Annotated in this window: 7 protein-coding genes; 3 read left to right on the forward strand and 4 right to left on the reverse strand. The window is 39.2% G+C overall.

Translation table 11 applies throughout. The features are described from left to right. Positions 1 to 68: 68 nt before the first annotated feature. Entirely contained in the window at positions 69 to 11,957 is an 11,889-nt protein-coding gene (locus AC2INI_RS08100; protein ID WP_486304575.1) for a retention module-containing protein, read from the reverse strand. A 222-nt stretch (positions 11,958 to 12,179) separates the two neighbouring features. Between AC2INI_RS08100 and AC2INI_RS08105 the strand changes: the two genes are divergently transcribed. Next, entirely contained in the window at positions 12,180 to 12,530 is a 351-nt protein-coding gene (locus AC2INI_RS08105) for a DUF2750 domain-containing protein (protein WP_122032999.1), read from the forward strand. Positions 12,531 to 12,591: 61 nt separating this feature from the next. Here the strand turns inward: AC2INI_RS08105 and glpT are convergent, their stop codons facing one another. Beyond that, positions 12,592 to 13,953: a glycerol-3-phosphate transporter gene (glpT, locus tag AC2INI_RS08110; protein WP_486304576.1), complete on the reverse strand. Its 1,362-nt coding sequence runs from the start codon at positions 13,951 to 13,953 to the stop codon at positions 12,592 to 12,594. 342 nt (positions 13,954 to 14,295) lie between these two features. Between glpT and AC2INI_RS08115 the strand changes: the two genes are divergently transcribed. Then, entirely contained in the window at positions 14,296 to 15,390 is a 1,095-nt protein-coding gene (locus tag AC2INI_RS08115) for a YdcF family protein (RefSeq protein WP_122033001.1), read from the forward strand. A 76-nt stretch (positions 15,391 to 15,466) separates the two neighbouring features. Here AC2INI_RS08115 and AC2INI_RS08120 read toward each other — a convergent pair whose 3' ends face one another. Further along, positions 15,467 to 17,371, reverse strand: coding sequence for a bifunctional metallophosphatase/5'-nucleotidase (locus tag AC2INI_RS08120; protein WP_486304577.1), 1,905 nt, complete (start codon positions 17,369 to 17,371; stop codon positions 15,467 to 15,469). A gap of 200 nt (positions 17,372 to 17,571) precedes the next feature. Continuing rightward, positions 17,572 to 18,213: a thiopurine S-methyltransferase gene (locus AC2INI_RS08125; protein WP_486304578.1), complete on the reverse strand. Its 642-nt coding sequence runs from the start codon at positions 18,211 to 18,213 to the stop codon at positions 17,572 to 17,574. A gap of 254 nt (positions 18,214 to 18,467) precedes the next feature. Between AC2INI_RS08125 and AC2INI_RS08130 the strand changes: the two genes are divergently transcribed. Then, the gene (locus AC2INI_RS08130; protein ID WP_486304579.1) at positions 18,468 to 19,838 is read left to right on the forward strand and encodes an L-cystine transporter; all 1,371 of its coding nucleotides are present in this window, start codon (positions 18,468 to 18,470) and stop codon (positions 19,836 to 19,838) included. Positions 19,839 to 19,946 lie beyond the last annotated feature (108 nt).

A 19,946-nucleotide genomic window follows, 5' to 3' on the forward strand; every position in this document is an offset into this window, starting at 1 on the left:
CAAACATAAATAAAAGGCGAGAAGGTTAACCCCTCTCGCCTTTTTAGTTTCATAAAGCAGTAGCTCTGTTAGTCGACTTTAAATGCATTGAACTCATTATAAAGTTTATCGAGAACATCATGATCGCTAATACTGCCTAAATCACTAATCCCTAACGCACCACTATCTACGCCTTTTAAGGTGATATTAGTTTGACTGCCTTGATCATCAGTAATAGATAAAACCGTCTGAGCATTACCGTCATCAATGTTAACTTCTATGTGCTGTAACATATCGTCAATGGTTGATGCTGATGTCACGCTATCTGGTAGTAAATCGGCTAAATCCAAAATGTCTGCTTCATTATTTGCAGCAACTCCATCAAGGGCAAAATCTTCAACTTGAGTTTCAGCTGGATTGATAAGATCTCCTGCAATTTCTTCAGCAAAATAAAAGACATCATTACCGCCACCACCGGTTAAAATATCATTTTGACCAGATGCATATAGGATATTGTCATCTTCATTACCAAAGCTATCTGAAACCACTAAATGTCCAGAGTTCGTTAATGAATTCAACTTTTCAGCATCCGTCATACCTGCGGTGGACTCTCCTGCTAGCTCATCAAGAGTAATACCATCAATAACAATGGTTTGTACTGTACCACCAGCTTCATTAATGTAAATTTCAGTGCTGCCATCTACCTCTGACACTTGAATTTGAGAAGCTAGCGTTGCTGAATCCCAAACAGAGGTAACATTAGCAATGTCACTTAAATCAACCTTATCGCTGTTAAGATCAAAGTCTTTTATTACATCTCTCGCAAAATCACCACCAATAGAGGCATTTGTCCAAGTAAACGTATCAGCAGTACCAACATCAGATAAGTCTAATGGATTACCAAATAACAATTCATCATTGGTCGTTCCGGTTAAAATATCTGAGCCACTAAATCCTTGAACGATAGTTGGCGCGGCAACAACTACGGTGATAACTTGTTGAGTGACTCCGCCTTTGCCATCAGATGCTTCTACGATAAACTCATCTGTTGTATCAGCTGCCAGCCCTAATGTACTGTCTTCAAGCAACATATATGTCCACAATCCAGCAGCATTAATACTTAGTGTTCCATAAGCTCCTGTTGCTGAAGATGTAGAAGCAAGCTGCCAGTTTATTGAATCATTTTCAGCATCGGTTGCTGTTAATTGACCACTGGCCGTTTCAACCACGCCCTCTTTCACGTCTGCAGTACTTGTTCCTGCTATCACTGGGGAGTCATTTTCTCCAGAAATATCAATCGTTATAATTTGTTGAGTCACTTGCCCTGTTACATCAGTTACGTCTATAACAAGAGACTCTTGGGCACCATCAGCACCAATCGCTTGTGCAAGTGTATTATCTAGATCATATTCCCACTTACCTGTTGTTGCATTAACGATAAATGTTCCATACAAGGGGGTGGATGACGTTGAAACGGTATAGCCTATATCTGTTCCTTCTGGATCTAGATAAGTAACTGTACCTTCAGCATGCAGTTCACCATCTTCAACAACGGCTCCTGTTGTTTCTTGAGCAACCCCTGCATTGACGATTGGTTGATCATCATTACCAGAAAGACTCACTGTAATCTCTTGAGTTACCGTACCACCATTTCCATCAGCGATTTCTACCGTGAATTTTTCTGTCGCACCGGTAATTCCTAGAACTTGAGCTTTGTCGTTATCAAGTAAATAGGTCCACTCACCGTTACCATCAACGGTTAAAGCACCATATAAACCAGCAATATCACCTGGTGTTGTCGCTGTATTTGGGCCAGATATAACGGTGTAAGAAAAACTGGTATCCGTTAAATCAATATCTGACACATCTAATTGACCAATAGCCGTTGCTGTGCCGTCTTCACTAACACTGCCAATGATGACACTTGATGCATCAATCGTTGGTGCATCATTTTCACCCGTAATATTAATAGTAATAACTTGTTGTATTGTTCCGCCAGTTTGATCTTTTACTTCGATGGTATACGTTTCTTGAGTACCTGTAGCGCCAACCTCTTGAGCCAAGGTATTATTTAATTCATACGTCCATACACCATTCGCATCTACAGTAAGAGTGCCATAAGGTGAAGTCGGTGGATTAATCACATTGTAATCAATAAGGTCACCTTCTGGATCCACAAAAGCAACCTGCCCAGTCGCTGTCAAGGTTCCATCTTCTACAACAGTGCCTTCCGTTACTTGAGTTATGTCTGTATTAATAATCGGATCATCATCTGTACCAGTAATCTCTACGGTAACATCCTGTTCGATTACTCCACCGTTACCATCATCGATTTGAATAGTGAACGTTTCAGTTATAACTTCATTACCGATGTTTTGAGCTTTATCGTTATCTAATACGTAAGTCCATTTACCATTGTCATCTACAGTAACGACACCATAGGCATTTGCTGGAGAAGTAATGACATCAAACTCAAATGTCGTATCAGTAATATCAATATCTGTAATATCTAATTGGCCTGATTTACTTAATGTTCCGTCTTCTGCGACATCCACCAAAATAATACTGGTATTAACGACTTCTGGATCATCATTTGTGCCATTTACAGTGAACGTAATATCTTGTGTACTGCTTAAACCATGTTCGTCTGTAACTTTAACGGTATAAGTTAAATCTAGCGATTCATCAACGCCAAGCTGTTGGATCTCTACCGCGGTATTATCAACAACTAATTTATAGTCACCATTTGGTTCAAAGGTAAGCGTGCCCAAAGCATCACCACTCAATACTTGCCATGAGTGTGTGTCCGATGTATCTGGATCGCCATTATCCCAGTTTCCTGTTGCTTCTATAGTGTTCGCACCTGTAACGCCACTGTCTTCTGTTAACTCTGGTGGTACGGTAACAACTAAATCAGGTGCGTCATTTTCACCATTAATAATGATGGTTATAGTCATATCAGTAGTAGCACCAAATTCATCCGTTGCTGTGATAGTAACGGTATCTGTCAGTGTTTCACCTTTTGATAAACTATTTACAGTAGGATCATTGCCATCTACGGTATACGTCCATTTCCCAGTTGCATCATTGACCGATACAACACCATAATTACCTTGAACTCCCGCAGTAACCGTAACATTATCTCCAACATCAACATCTGAAGTAACAAAATTACCTGTTGTTGTGCTGCCATCAGCTTCTTGAACAACGCCAGTATCCATACCTGATATTTTAGGATCGTCATTTGTTCCTGTGATATTTACCGTTACTTTTTGTTCTGTTTTTGCTCCATGGGAATCAACAGCAAATACAGTGAATACCTCTGAAACCACTTCACCTTCTTTTAATCCTTGAATATGAGCGGCATCGTTATCTAAGGTATAAGTCCAAACGCCATTAGTATCAACGGTAAAAGTACCGTAAGTACCTGTTAATGTTTTAGCGTCAAAAGTGACCGTATCGCCGTTTGGATCAGTTGCTATTAGTGAATTAGAATCAGTAATTGTTTCATCTTCTTTTAGCTCCATAATGATTTGATCATCTTGAGCTATTTCTGGTGGTAAGTTTGAACCATCAATAGTTACTGTCACAGTTTTTGTAGACGTTTCGCCTGCCGCATCTTCAACTGTCACTTCAAAAGTGTCAGTTAATGTTTCTCCGATACCTAACACTTTGACTGCATCAATACTTGTATCTAGTGTATATGTCCACTTGCCATTGATTAAAATAAGACGACCATAATCGCCTTGATTATCTGCTACAGACCAAGTGTGAGTATCTCCCGTATCCACATCACCATCATTAAGGTTTCCTGATATTTTACTATCTGAATCTATATTGGAGATAGTTCCATTCAACTGACCTGATATATCTGGCGCATCATTTGTGCCTGTAACCTCCACTTTGAAAATCATTTCTACCGGGTCGCCATTTTCATCAACAACCGTTTTACCAAACTTATCGACAACCGTAACACTAAAGGTATCCGTAACAAGCTCACCTTCATTTAGTTGCTGGACAGCTAACGAATCATTATCAAGAACGTAAGTCCAATTACCATTATTATCTAACGTTAAATGTCCATATGAACCATCGCCAGTAACAAGATTCCAAGTTAAATCTGGTGTTAAACCAGCAACATTATCTAATACCCCAGTTTGAGTTAGTGGACTACCATCTTCTTTAAATTCAATTTCTTTAATGATCTCAACAGCAGGCACATCATCCGCAACACCAATTACATTGATATTTATAGTCGAATCGGCACTAACCGCGCCTTTATCATCTTCAACAACAACGCGTACATACTCTTTCTCAATTTGATCTGGCGTTAAGGCTTGCACTATCGCACTGTCATTATCCAGTTTATAAGTCCAATCTCCAGTCGCTTGATCCAGTGTTAGCTCTCCATAAGTACCTTGGATTACTATATTTTCACCACTTGAGTCTAAAGCGCCAATCTTATTTCCGTCGACATCAACTAAATACCATGTATGACTATCGCATGTATCTGGATCAACCACTTCTAATTGGCCTGATACATCAAGAATGCTATCTTCAACGACTTCACCTAACTCACCTGTTGGCGTATCTGCAACAATTGTTGGCAGATCATTTGAACCAGTAAGAGTAACATTGACCTGAATAACTTTGTCTCCACAGCTTGTTGCCACAGTGACATACCACTTTTCAGTTACTACTTCACCTTCACATAAAGCATCAACATAGCTAGCATCATCATTAACCTCATAACTCCACGTTCCGTCATCATTAACTGTTAACGAACCAAAAACACCATCACTTGTTGAACTAACATCACTTATCGTACAGCCATCTGGCAAGGCTATAGTTCCAGAGTCACCACTACCAGCCCCATCAACACCTTCTTCAATTGCATCAACGTCAATAACTTGGTCGACATTGCCACCGCCACCACCATCATTATCGGTATTTCCAACGACAGTAATAGTAATTTGAAATGGGTCTGACACTCCATTATCATCATCTTTTGCCGTAACCCAAAAAGTATCAATTCCTTCATCACCAAAATTTAATGCATTAGTATCTTTATCACCATTAGCTAACAAATAGGTCCACTGGCCATTCGCATCGATACTTAACGTTCCATAAATCCCATCGCCATCAACTACTTGCCAACTGACTACATCTCCTTTTAAATCAATATCATCAGCTATTACATTACCTGTCACTTTCGTAAATTGATTATTAAATATTTGTCCATCAGGAATGAAATCTTGAGCATCTTCAATCACGGTTGCTGAATTATCACCTGATACCACAGGTAAATCATTAGTACCTGTAATGGTGAAATCTATCTGTTCACTCGTAAATCCACCGTTAGAATCATGGACAACAGCAGTGAACGTCTCAGAAATCTTTTCACCTTCATTTAATGATTGAATAGCTGCTGAATCTTTATTTATCTCATAACGCCATGAGCCATCAGCTGCTAAATAAAACGTACCATAGTTACCTACATAAGTTCGGTCTTCAAATGAAGTAGTATCACCTGCATCCACATCGCTAGCTACAAGCTGGCCAGTAACTGTATCAGGTGATAAATCTTCTATATATTCACCTGTTGTCCCACCAGTAATTTCAGGAAGATCATTAGTACCTTGAATAGTAATAACTACATCATCAGTTGATGCGATACCTTGTGAATCTGTTACTGTTACTGTAAATGTTTCGGTAAGAGTATCGTTAGGTCCAAGAGCTTGAATAGCCAATAATGAATTAGTTAAAGAGTAAGTCCATTTACCACTTGAATTCATGGTTAGCGAGCCATACTGACCAACACCATTATCAAGATTCCAACCATGAACATCGCCGATATCAGGATCAGATGTTTGCAATTGTCCTTCAATAACTGTTGTTTGGTCCTCAACTACCGTACCTGTCAGTGCACCACTTAATACTGGCGCATCATTCGTACCCTCTATAGTAATTTTCACTTCAACTTCTGATACTTCACCAAATGAATCCGTAACTTTTACCATGATTGAATCGACAAGTTCTGCACCTTCTTTTAGGCCATTAACAGAACCATTACTGTTATTCAGTGCATAAGTCCAATTACCGTCTTGATCAATGCTAAATTGACCATATTGGCCTGCTGCACCAATAATTTCCCACTCGAGAACATCCGTTGAATCTAGATCGCCAGACTTCAGCTCTCCTGTGATTTCATTGTTTGCAGCGTCTTCTTTAATTTCGCCAGTAGTATCACCAATAATGCCAGGAGAACTGTTGGTTCCTGCAATATCAATAATCACTTCAATCTGATTGGTGCCGCCATTTCCATCGTCCACTTGAACGACAAACTTATCTTGTACTATTTGACCAGATGCGATCCCAATCGTGGCTGGTTTTGAATTATCAAGTTCATATGTCCATTGACCAGTAGTTGAATCAATACTTAAGGCTCCATATACGCCTTCAGGAGTCATAATTGACCATGAATGAGTATCTAGATGATCAATATCAACGGCAGTTAAATCACCGGTTGCTATATCTTTACCGGTAGTCCCCTCAATGGTGCTGCCTGTTGTTGCGCCCGTAATTGATGGTTCATCATTGTCACCCACAATTGTGACAATGATGTCTTTTTGCGTACTTGCTCCGCTGCCATCCTTTACGGTAACCGTAAAGGTATCAGTAACTTCTTCACCTTCCGATAATTGTTGCACCGAATCTTTATTATTACTTAAGGTGTAAACCCATTTACCTGATGAATCGATTGAGAGAGTACCGTATGAACCAGTTTCAGAGCTCAATGCCCAAGTATGTGAATCTCCAATATCTGCATCATCAGGATCTAACTGCCCTTCAATTTCAGTAATTGCTGAATCTTCTTCAATTTTCCCTGTTAACTCACCAGATAATTCAGGGATATCATTGGTACCCTTAACTGTGACAGTAACTGTAACTGTATCAATGGCACCATATTGATCTTCAACTTGGATAATGTATTGCTCGGTCTCTTTTTGACCCGCAAGTAACCCTTGAGTTGACGCTAACGTGTTATCAATTGTATAGGTCCATTTCCCGTTCGCATTTAGTGATAATGAGCCATAATCGCCTTGTGCGTCGGTAAGTAATGTCCAAGTATGTGAATCTGTTAAATCGACATCACCATCTTTTAATTTACCCGAAACCGAAGCAGCATCATCCTCGGTAATGGTTCTAGTTGTACGTCCACCTATGATAGGAGCATCATTTGTACCTAAGACTTCAACCGTTATCATGATGGCATTCGTTCCACCATTCCCATCATTGACATTGATAGTAAATGTTTCAAATTCTTGTTGGTTTTCCGCTAAAGCTTGAGTGTCTAAATTCAATGGGTCTAATGCGTAAATCCAGTTCCCATCACTATCTACAGACATTGTTCCGTACTTACCAACACCGCCACCATCGACAAGCCAAGTGTGATCATCAGTAAAATCAACATCGACTGCAGTTAATGCACCTGTTGCTGTCGGTATAATATCTTCTACGGCTGTACCTGTTGTTCTACCTGTAATTTCAGGTTTATCATTAGTACCAATAATTGATACTTCAACGGTATGTTGGGCATAACCATTATTTCCATCACCAACGACAACGACAAAACTTTCAACAACTGTTTCATCTTTTGCTAATAGCTGAGCTTCGTCATTTTTAAGAACATAAGTCCACTCACCCGTCGCGGCATCAATAGAAAAGCTGCCTAATTTCGATTCCGACGCACCAATAACAAACCAATTATGAGTATCAGAAACATCAACATCTTCCACGATTAAAGTATCTGAAATCGTTTGAACTCCATCCTCAATAACCGTTCCTGTGTCATGACTATCTACAACAGTAGGTAAATCGTTAGTTCCTTCTAGTGAAATAACAATTTCTTTTTGCGCGGTTCCACCTTGCCCATCATTAACGGTAACGATGAATTTATCTTCACCAGGTTCTCCCTCGGCAAGTTGTTGAGTTGCGTCTAACCCGTTATTGATGGTGTAAACCCATTTGCCATTTCCATCAACAGTAATCGAACCATAGGTACCACTCGCTGGCTGAACATCCCATGTATGAGTGTCGCTTAAATCAACGTCATCAACAATTAATTGGCCTTCAGTGGTTTCAATAGAATCTTCTTTCACCGAACCTGTTGATTGCCCTGATAATTCAGGTAAGTCATTGGTTCCGTTAATTGTGATCTCTATTGTTTCCGTAATTACGCCACCTTCGCCATCACTCAACTCTACGGTGTAGTATTCTTTTATTGGGTCATCGCCAGCACCAAGAGATTGCGCCGCATCATTATCTAAGGTGTATAACCAAACACCAGTAGCAGCATCAAGTGTAAACTTACCGTATGTACCCGTATCTGAACCAACAATATCCCAACCGAATGCACTTGTTGCATCTTCATCTGTTGCCGTTAATGTTCCTGTTGTGGTTAGTGCTATATCTTCAGTTACATCACCGACAGTATCGCCACCAATAACAGGTACTCCATTTGTACCTACGACAGTAATGACGATTTCAATCGTATCTGTTCCACCTTGATTATCATCAACCGTTACCGTGAACTTATCTTCTACACTTTGACCTTCAGTTAAGGCTTGAGTGGCAGGTAATGTGTTATCTATGGTGTAAACCCATTTACCGGTTACAGGATCAATCGCAATCGATCCATAAGTACCGCTATTACTGTCTACACTCCAAGCGTGAACATCAATTAAATCAACATCATCGACGGTCAATTGACCTTCAGCTTCAGTTTGGGTAACCGTATCTTCTTTTACTAAGCCTATAGCTTGACCAGAAACCACAGGTTCATCATTAGTACCTGTTATTTCAATAGAAACAGTCTCTGTGGTTAAGCCACCTTGACCATCATCGACTTGAATTTGATATTCAACAGTATGAGTCTCACCATTCGCTAATGCTTGAACTTGTGCCGCAGTATTATTAAGAGTGTATTCCCATTTACCTGATCCATCGGGATTCGTTGTTACCGTAATTGAACCGTATGGATCAGTATTAGATGTAAGTAATGTCCATGTATGTGAGTCTAAAGTATCAACATCATCAGCAAACAGATCGCCACTTGCACTCAGAGTAGTCTCTTCGGTTACATCTCCAGAGATCACTGATGATCCTGCAACACTCGGAAGATCATTAGTGCCGGTGACATCAATAGTCACAACTTGTGTTGCTTGTGCACCACTACTATCGGTAACAATAACGGTAAATGTTTCAGTCTCTGTTTGGCCTTGTGATAATGATTGAGTTGCAGAAAGCGTATTATCTATGGTGTAGGTCCACTTACCGTTCGAATCAACGGTGATTTCACCATAAATACCTGAGCTTGGGTCTTGTACTGACCATGTCGCTGTATCGGTTGTATCTAAATCAGCAGAAACTAATTCACCAGATGCCGTTGCTATAGTGTCTTCCACGACTGAACCCGTACTGGTACCACCAATAACAGGACCATTATTAGAACCAGTTACAGTAATCGTCACTTCTTTAGTATCAAGACCACCATTTTGGTCATCAACTTGAACCACGTAAATCACATCTAAGGTTTCGCCAGCACCTAACGCTAGGAAAACAGCTGCATTGGTATTTAAATCAAAATTCCATCGGCCATTTGAGTCAACCGTAAACGTACCTAACCCTGCATTGTCATTCGGCTCTACCGTCCATAGGTGACTATCTAATGCATCAATATCTTCTAAAACTAAATCACCAATTGCAGAAGCACTCACTTCTGCAACATCACCAGTGACAACTGACGAGTCTGTAATTTCTGGGATATCATTGGTACCTGTAACTTCAACTGTTACCGTGTGTTTAATTATCCCGCCGTTACCATCATCAGCCACAACCTCAAATGTCTCAGTTTTAATTTCATCTTTAGAAATAGCTTGAGTAACATCTAACGTATTGTTTAAGGTGTATATCCACTTACCTGCGCTGTCTACCGCTAAAGAACCAAGCGCTCCTGCACCATCAGTAACTGACCATGATACTGAATCATTTTCATCTGCATCTGTTGCAATAAGTTCCCCTGACACACTTGCCAATACGTCTTCAACAACAGAACCAGTGTCTGACCCACTAATTACAGGCCCGTCATTTGAGCCAGTAATCGTAATCGTAACGTCTTGAAAATCTGTAGCGCCATTATTATCCGTGACTTCAACTCGATATACGATATCAAGCGTTTCCCCTATGCCGAGTCCAATAACCGCTGTTGACATTGAATTAAGAGCAAACGTCCATTTACCAAAAGTATCAACAGAAAAGCTACCTAATTCACTGTTTGGGTTTGGTTGAACCGCCCATGTATGAGTATCCAGAGTATCTACGTCTTCAAAAACCAGATCGCCCGTCGCACTTTCTGTTCCTCGATGCTCTACAGCTCCTGAAATAACAGAGGTATCAGTAATTTCAGGGTTATCATTGGTACCAGTTACATCAATAGTAATAGTGTGCGTGACTTGTCCTCCATTACCATCATCAGCGACAACTTCAAATGTTTCAATTTGAGTTTCACCAAATGATAATGATTGAGTAGAAGATAAATTATTATCAATGCTATAAGTCCACTTACCAGTACTATCAATAGCAAGCGTACCGTACGCACCTAGATTGGGGGCTGTGACCGACCATGATACAGAGTCGCCTTCATCAGCATCAATAGCTGTTAATTGCCCGTCAGCAGAATCAATTAGATCTTCAACAACGCGACCTGTACTTGTACCACTAATCACAGGCTCATCATTAGTACCATTAATCGTAATAACCACTTCTTGTTGAGCGATACCACCATTACCGTCATCAACTTGAATGGTAAATGTTTCAGTAACCTTATCGCCGACACCAAGCGCTTGAGTCTCATCACGAGAATTATCTAGCGCATATTCCCACACACCATTATTGACAGTTAAGACGCCATACTCACCATTCCCACCGTCATCAACTGTCCAAGAATGAGTATCTAATGTATCTACATCAGCAACGGTTAATGTTTCGCTAACTGTTGGATCTGCATCATCAACATCCCCTTCCGTTAACTCACCTACAGAAATTCCAGAGATAATAGGATCATCATTAGTACCAACAATTGTTACTGTGACTTGTTGAGTTGATGTTAGGTTTCCACCAGCAGATACCGACACTTCAAATACATCAGTAATTATCTGACCATTAGCTAAAGACTGAACAGACAATGCACTATTATTTAGCGTGTATTCCCATTGACCTGTTGTTGGATTTAGAGAAAGCGTACCAAATTCACTTGTCGGGCTACCTGTGATTGACCAAGTATAAGAAAGGTTACTTTGAGGGTTCGTGACTGCAAGTTGACCAGAAGATTCTAAAACTTCATCTTCTTTTGTTATCCCTTCATTATTAGGAGTAATAATAGGGGTTGCGGGAGGATTACTCGCATCTCCGCCACTTAAATTATCAATGTACTCTTGATTATCATAAGAAAAGGCATTTGAAGTGGTAAAATTGGTTGTTGCGATATCTGAATAATAGCCATATTCAATAACAACAAAGCCATTGTTTGCAGAACCACCACCTTCGCCAGCAGCAGCTGCTTCTAAAATTTCAGTCGGATCTTCCCCTGCTAAAATTGCAGCCTGAATTGCGGCAATATCTAAACCATCTGTAGATTGTGTAGGATCGAATTCAACCTTCCCATCAATGGGTTGTATTTGAAGAGGATCTTCAGGTTTCGTTTCATCGAGACAGCTGATACAGTTTTTGTCAATCGTGACCAATTTACCGTGAATTTGCACAATAACTTTCGCCTCATAATCAGTAAACAAGACCGAATCTTGCTCAAGGTTTTGCCCAACATTAACTTTTGTTGGGACCCCTGATTTATTTAACGAATAAGCATTGCCTTCAATCGTTTTGATTTCTACTTGGGAAGGAATGATCGTCTCTTTCATGTAACCACCTAAAATCCATTTAACTGCATCAACAAATTAATATTCACTTTAGTTCCTTAATCATAGGATACTAATTCTTAAAAGCGCAAAGCCATTATGGTTAATTTGTTGTTATAAATTTATTAATTGATAGTTTTATAACATAGTTTTTGCCAAATTTAAGTATCAAAAATCTCATAATCCTTTATTATTTGTGATGTTTATTTTAATCGAGACATCATCATGAGCAAATTAACGTCAGATACTCAAGCAAACCTAGATCTTTTCATTGCAGAAACGAAAGAAACTCAGCTAGTTTGGAGTCTTTATAACGAAGAAGGTTGGATTTCTGTTGAGTCTACTGAATTCGAAAACTCTGAAGTAATGCCGTTCTGGTCTAATAAAGAAGATGCAGCATTTCACAACGTTGAAGAGTGGGCTGATTTCGAAGTAACAGAAATTCCACTAGATATCTTCGCTGAAGATTGGTTAGTTACTTTATCTGAAGATGGTGTTTTAGTTGGTACAAACTGGAACCAGCAACTTGAAGGTAAAGAAGTAGAAGCAAGCGATCTTGCAAAACTTTATCTATAAGATTTCATTTTAAATAATATTAAGGGCTGTAATTATTACAGCCCTTTTTTGTATTTGCTAGTTACATTGCCGCTTGTTCTTTCTCTTTTGCTTTATGGTGTGCCTTTTCACCGATGAAAGCATAAAGCAAACATATAATAGACAGAACACAAGAAGCTACTAAAATCATGAAGCCACCATCCCAACCAAAATGGTCAACGGTGTACCCTAAGATAATGTTTGCCGTTACCGCCCCACCAAGGTAACCAAATAACCCGGTTAAGCCTGCTGCAGTACCTGCTGCTTTTTTAGGAACAAGCTCAAGTGCATAAAGACCAATAAGCATAACAGGGCCATAAATCAAGAAACCAATAGCCACCAAAGCAATCATATCAATTGTTGGATTACCCGCTGGGTTAAACCAATAAACCAACACCGCAATAGTCACAAGAGCCATGAATAAAATACCAGCAGGAGCACGACGTCCTTTAAATACTTTATCTGAGATCCAGCCACACAATAACGTTCCAGGGATACCGGCCCATTCATATAAGAAATACGCCCACGATGACTTATCCACCGTGAAGTCTTTTGCTTCTTTTAAATACACTGGAGCCCAATCAAGAACACCGTAACGAATTAGGTATACAAAAGCATTAGCAATCGCAATCGACCAAAGTAACTTATTATTAAATACGTACTTAAAGAAGATTTCTTTTGCCGTCATCTCTGTTTCATGAGACTTATCATAATCATCTGGGTAATCATTTTTGTACTCTTCAATCGCAGGAAGACCACAAGATTGAGGAGTATCGCGCAGAGTCATCCACACAAATACAGCAACTAACGTGGCAAAAATTGCAGGAACATAAAATGCTGAGCGCCAATCATCGTTAAAAGCCCAAAGACCTAATAAGAAAAGAGGACCAATCAAGCCGCCCCCTACATTATGTGCAACGTTCCATACCGAAACCAGTTCACCACGCTCTTTACGTGACCACCAATGCACCATTGTTCGACCACAAGCTGGCCAACCCATACCTTGGAACCAACCGTTTAAGAACAATAATATAAACATTGCTGTAATACTGTTTGTTGCCCATGGCATAAAGCCAAAGCAAAACATAACGCCCGCAGACATTAACAAACCAGCACTTAAAAAATAGCGCGGATTCGAACGGTCAGACACACTGCCCATTAAGAACTTTGAAAGACCATAAGCAATAGATACCGCAGCTAATGCAACGCCTAAATCACCACGACTGAAACCTTGATCGATTAAATATGGCATTGCCAAGCTAAAGTTCTTTCGAACAAGATAGTAACCAGCATAACCAACAAAAATACTGATAAACAATTGCCAACGTAAACGCGTATAAGTGCCATCTATCTGATTAGATGCGAGGCGTGTTATATGCGCTTGGGGTTTAAATATACCAAACATAGTTAACTCCATTATTATTTTGCGATGGTATCAATAAAGCTCGAACGAGAAGCAAAAAAGCTTCGTTCGAAAGCGAGTGCATTGTGCTTTTCTAAGAGAGATAATTCTGTGATCAGTTTGGCAAGTTAATAAATTGTAGTTATTTATATAAAATACGAACCCTTGATAACGTAATTAAATGATATTGCTGTAATACATAAATAAAGCTTTAGAAAGTAGTTGCGATGTTCGTTCATACTTTATAAATATTAAGAAGTATACAAAAGAAACACGATATTATTCACAACACCTTCATTTTATAGGGCATAGAATAAGTTTTTTTGTATTACAGTTGGAATCATCATGAAGCGCACATTCTTAACTCTTTCTTTAGCTGTTATCCTTTCTGGATCTCTCTATTCAACACCAACCATTGCAGCACTGGATGCTATTCAACCACAAGTAAACTACACAGAAATGACTTCTCAGCGTCAGGTAGTTGACCAATTACTTAATGATGCTTATCAGGTATTCAAAAATCCATCACGCATCTCTCATGCAGGCTTTACGGCGAAAATGCCAAGTAACATGGAGATGATCACTAACAACTTACTTGATGCTTATAAACTTGAACCTTATCGCGTTGATTTACTGTTTTCAGCAGCCAATGCTCAGATCTATAACAGCAATGTAGACCGAGCAATTGAGTTATTCACTCAAATTTTAGACGTTGCTCCTGATGATGTAGATGCACACTCATACCTTGTTATTTGGCAAAACTTTAAAGACAACAAAAGCGAAGTAACCAAACATTTAAACGCTCTAGAGCAATTAAACAAAGGTCGTGTGGCTGATTTGAAAAAGATCATGTCGACTATTGATAGAATTATTGAAACACCATTAAGCAATACAATCAAAAAACCAGTCAAAGGCAACAATGCAATTATCACTTTAGGTTATGCCCTAAACCCAGATGGCAGCATGAATCAAATCTTAATTGATCGACTTAATGCAACATTGACGATGGCGAAACAGAATCCTAACACTTACATCGTAGTGACTGGCGGCGTACCTAAAAATCACAAAACCGAAGGTAAGTTAATGGCCGATTGGTTAGTGAAAAATGGGATTGAAAAATCTCGTATTATTGAAGATAACTACGCCAGAAGTACGGTAGAAAATGCCTTATACAGCAGCTATGCATTAGCTCGACATGATATTGACCACGCTACCATTATTAGTTCAGCAAGCCATGTTCGCCGTGGACAAACATTATTTGAAGTGGCTAGCTGGCAGACTGGCCCTAAAGGGATCACGTTTGATACGTATGCCGCTAACGATCGTCCATTAGAAGAATTGAAAGTCCCAACAGGCGGTGAATTATTAGGTATTTACCGTGATGCATTACGTGTTTATGGTATGTGGAGTTACCGCTCGTATCCTTTAGAGCAACGTTAATTTCATTTACTTTCTATATTATAAATAAACAAAAGGTGACCAATCAATACGGTCACCTTTTTAGTTTATAGTGAAATTAGTTCAGTGCTTTAGCTATTACCATATCACGGTGAATTCGTGCTTTTTCTGCTTCTGTCGTTGCCGTTTTTAGCTCTTGTTCAAGCTTAGCGAGATAAGTAGTTAATTCTTCTTCCGTTGAAAAGATCTTATCTTTCACATTAATAGACTCAACATTGGTATAACGGCCATCATCACTGGTTGGGACATTAATTTTCCCGCTGTTCACTAAGTCTTTTATAATTTCACGTTCTTTTTCATAACCATCAAGACCACTTAGTGCCCAGCGACTCATTGGTTTACCTTCGTATTTCCCATTTTTAACTTCATTTAAGTATCGAATGGTTAAATTACGAATCGTCCCTTCATCCTCACCAAATTCTTCTTCTGTATCAAACAATACAGGGAAAGTTCGTCCTTCAAGTACCCCACCGGTTTTGGTTAAATGTCCCATGCGGTAGCTATTCATCCCAATGCGAATTGGAGTCGTGTTTGTTATTGCTTTGCCATCAGAAAATTTAAGATCGGCAATACGCTCTCCCGCAGGCTTGGTTAAATCAATGGTATAAGTTACCCCGGCAAAGAAGTCATTGGTTGAATATTTTGATGAGCGACGATCAAGATTGAAACTGTAAGTCACATCCCCTTCTTTTACACTATTGAAATAACCTGCCGACCATTCCATGTAAGTTTTAAGCTCTTTGCCCGTCATATCATAAACAGTAATTTCACCGCCTGCGTACTGATAATTATAGGCAATGTCTTTAGCTTTAATTTTACCTACATCGAGTTCTGCCATGTCGTTATCAATTTGCAGAGCAATCACGTTTGCCAATGGTGCGTAATGCATACTCGCTTCTTGGAAAAGAGCACTGATCCCCGTATCTTGGATATGAACTTGTGGTATACCTATGATTTCATTCTCTGGTACTAAATCAACACCAAGTAGTTCAGCCACCACACGGTTTGCATTCTCACGCAAACGCTTATGATAAGGTGCATATAATTCTTCCATTTTCTCGTCTGACTCAACACCTTTTATCTTGTAGGTGAAGCTATCTTTATTAACGAGAGTAAACTGTCCATTCTTCTCTTCAAATTGTAAGTCGATACGAGAAAGTGCACGTCCATATTTATCTGGCTCGGTAATAATCACACCATTTACTGTCGCTTTATCAATGCGAGTATGCATATGACCTGCAACAATCGCGTCAATTTCTGGGTTATCATTCGCGATGTCAGTAACACCTGTGGCTTCAATGTTATTCTCATTATCAAGCCCCATATGAGCAACTAATACAATCGCATCTACTTTATCGTCTATCTGTTTGATGACTTTTTTCACTTCAAGGGATGGATTAGTAAACGTCATTCCCTCTAAGCGATTTGTACCTGCAGCAAATACTTGAGTCATTGGTGTATCCATACCAATCATACCGATTTTAATGCCGTTTTTTTCAATGATTTTATAGGCTGGTAAAAATGGGTTGCCGTCTTCTCGCTTGATATTTCCTGCTAATGATGTGCCTTTAAATTGAGTTAATGAGCGATTAAGTACATCTAATCCAAAATCAAATTCATGGTTTCCTAAAACCCAAATATCATACTTCATTTCATTAAAACCAAGCATCATTGGATCAGTCGGTTCATCTTTAAAGGTTTCAACAAAGTTACCTTGAATAGTATCTCCAGCATCAACTAAAATGACATTTTCTTGCTGATCTCGAATTGTTTTTACTTTTGTCGCTATCTGACTCAAGCTGCCTTTCATATTGAGTTTATCGCTCGCATAATCCCAAGGCATGAAATGTCCATGAATGTCAGATGTACCAAGAATAGTAACATCAACGATATCGCCATCTGCCGCAATGGCATAACCACTTAATGAAAGTAAAATTGCAGACGCCAGTATGTGTTTTTTCATAATTATCATTATCTTATTTGTAAGGTGGTAAAGAAGCATAAAGGCATCTCCTACTTTATAAATAATGCATGATCACATTTTTATGTAACGATGACTTTAGATTACAAGATTTATGATGAATGGCACATCATCAACAAAAAAACCGCCAAATTAAAAATCTGACGGCTTTTTTGTTGATGATTTTAGATTTAGACTACTTTCTAATTCTCAATCAGCCACACTTCTTCTGCAAAGCGTGATAATCCTTTTTTAATCTTAGGATGTTCAGCATCTGCTTCATCACGCTGCAAGCGAGTAACTGTCATACCAGAAAATAGTGAACGAACTTCCTCTTCTGGCACAGAGAATGGAGGCCCTGCCATTTCAGGTTGGTCATAATCTAACGTTACCAATAAGATGCGTCCGCCCTCTTTTAAGCGAGAACGTAATACTTGTACATATTCTTCACGCATCTCTTTCGGTAGAGCGACTAATGCTGCACGATCATAAATCAAGTCAGTGGCTTCAATTGGTGCGGTAAAATAATCACCAGAATAAATAGTCAACTCATCAAACTCGTATAACTCAAGAGTGCTAGTTAGTGCAGTAACCGTTGGTGTATATAAGCGCTCAGCAAAAAAAGCACGTACGGCTATTTTACTTAGCTCAACACCTGTGACTGAATTATGTTTTTCAGCAAGCCAGTCTAAATCCATCGACTTACCACATAAAGGAACAAATACCGTATCATTACGTTGCGGCTTTAAAGCTGACCAATATTGAGTCAAAATTGGATTTGTATCAGGTAGGTGAAAACCAATAACATTGCTTGCCCACTTACTTTCCCAGAATTCATGTTCCATTTACTTTTCCTTCCACTCACTTTTTATTATTTAGAAATGGTACCTCATCCCCCTATTCTGTTCTACAAATACTCAATTTATCCCCTTATTGCTTTAACCATAACCAAAAAATCAATATATATTCCATTTGGTTATATATGATAACTTTTATCACTTATCTTACCGACAGGCTTACCGTTATTATGCCTTTAAATACAAAGAGCTTGTTTCAAATCGACACATAACGAGCGCACTAAATAAACAGGAAAAGCAGTATGTCATTAGCCGTTATCATCAATTTGATCGTCTTTATCGGTCTTATCTTCTTTCTTAATACCCAACAGCGCAAAGAATATACGCTGTCTCGCCTTGTTCTTATCGGCTTAATTGCTGGTAGTCTTTATGGTTTAGGTCTTCATGTAATTCATGGCGAAGGCAGTACTGTAATCAAGACAACACTTGATTGGATCAATATTGTGGGTAGCGGTTATGTTGGATTACTAAAAATGGTTATCATGCCATTAGTATTAGTTTCTATGTTTTCTGCGGTTGTTAAACTCGATAAATCAGGTTCACTAGGTAAAATCAGTGGCGTAACTATCAGTGTTTTATTAATAACGACGATGATCTCTGCACTTATTGGTATCGGTGTAACACAGATGTTTGGACTTTCTGCTGAAGGTTTAACTGAAGGTGCTCGTGAAACAGCTCGTGTTGCCGTATTAGAGTCTCGCATTGGCAGTGTTAGTGATTTAACTATCCCTCAAATGTTAGTCAGCTTTATTCCTACTAACCCATTTGCTGATTTAACCGGAACTCGCTCAACCTCTATTATTGCGGTTGTAATCTTCGCTATCCTTGCTGGTATCGCAGCTCGTAAAGTCAGCCAAGAGAAAGAAGAGTTAGCAGGCCCAATTAATACTTTTGTTGATGTAGCCCAATCAATTGTAATGCGTTTGGTTAAGATGATCATGGCTTTAACCCCTTACGGTATCTTAGCGCTATTAACTAAAGTTGTTGCTACATCCAATGCTGCCGATATTTTAAATCTCCTTGGATTTATTGTTGCTTCTTATGTCGCAATTCTTCTGATGTTTGTAGTTCACGGTTTATTGGTTTCATTTGTTGGTGTAAACCCTGTTGATTACTTCAAGAAAATTTGGCCTGTATTGACGTTTGCATTCAGCTCTCGTAGCTCAGCAGCAACAATCCCACTAAACGTTGAAGCTCAAATTACTAAGCTACGTGTTCCACCGGCGATTGCGAATTTATCAGCTACATTTGGTGCCACTATTGGTCAAAATGGATGTGCGGGTATCTACCCTGCAATGCTAGCAGTAATGGTTGCTCCAACAATGGGGATCCCAATTGATGCTCACTTTATTCTGTCTTTAGTTGCCATTATCACAGTAAGTTCATTTGGTATTGCAGGTGTCGGCGGCGGCGCAACATTTGCGGCATTAATCGTTCTTCCTGCAATGGGATTGCCTGTCACAATTGCAGCTCTACTTATTTCTATCGAACCTCTTATTGATATGGCTCGTACTGCTCTTAACGTAAGTGGTGCAATGACAGCGGGTACAATTACAAGCCGAGTTCTTGGTGAAAAAAGTACTGATGAACAAGTAGAAAGTGCACAAGCGTAATCTTCTATCAGTAATTAACTACTTATAAAACAAAAAGGAAGTCATTTGGCTTCCTTTTTTTGATTCATAAAACTGACATATCTCTGTAACCCTAACGTCATTCGTCTT

It is taken from the genome of Aliivibrio friggae (genome assembly GCF_057368515.1).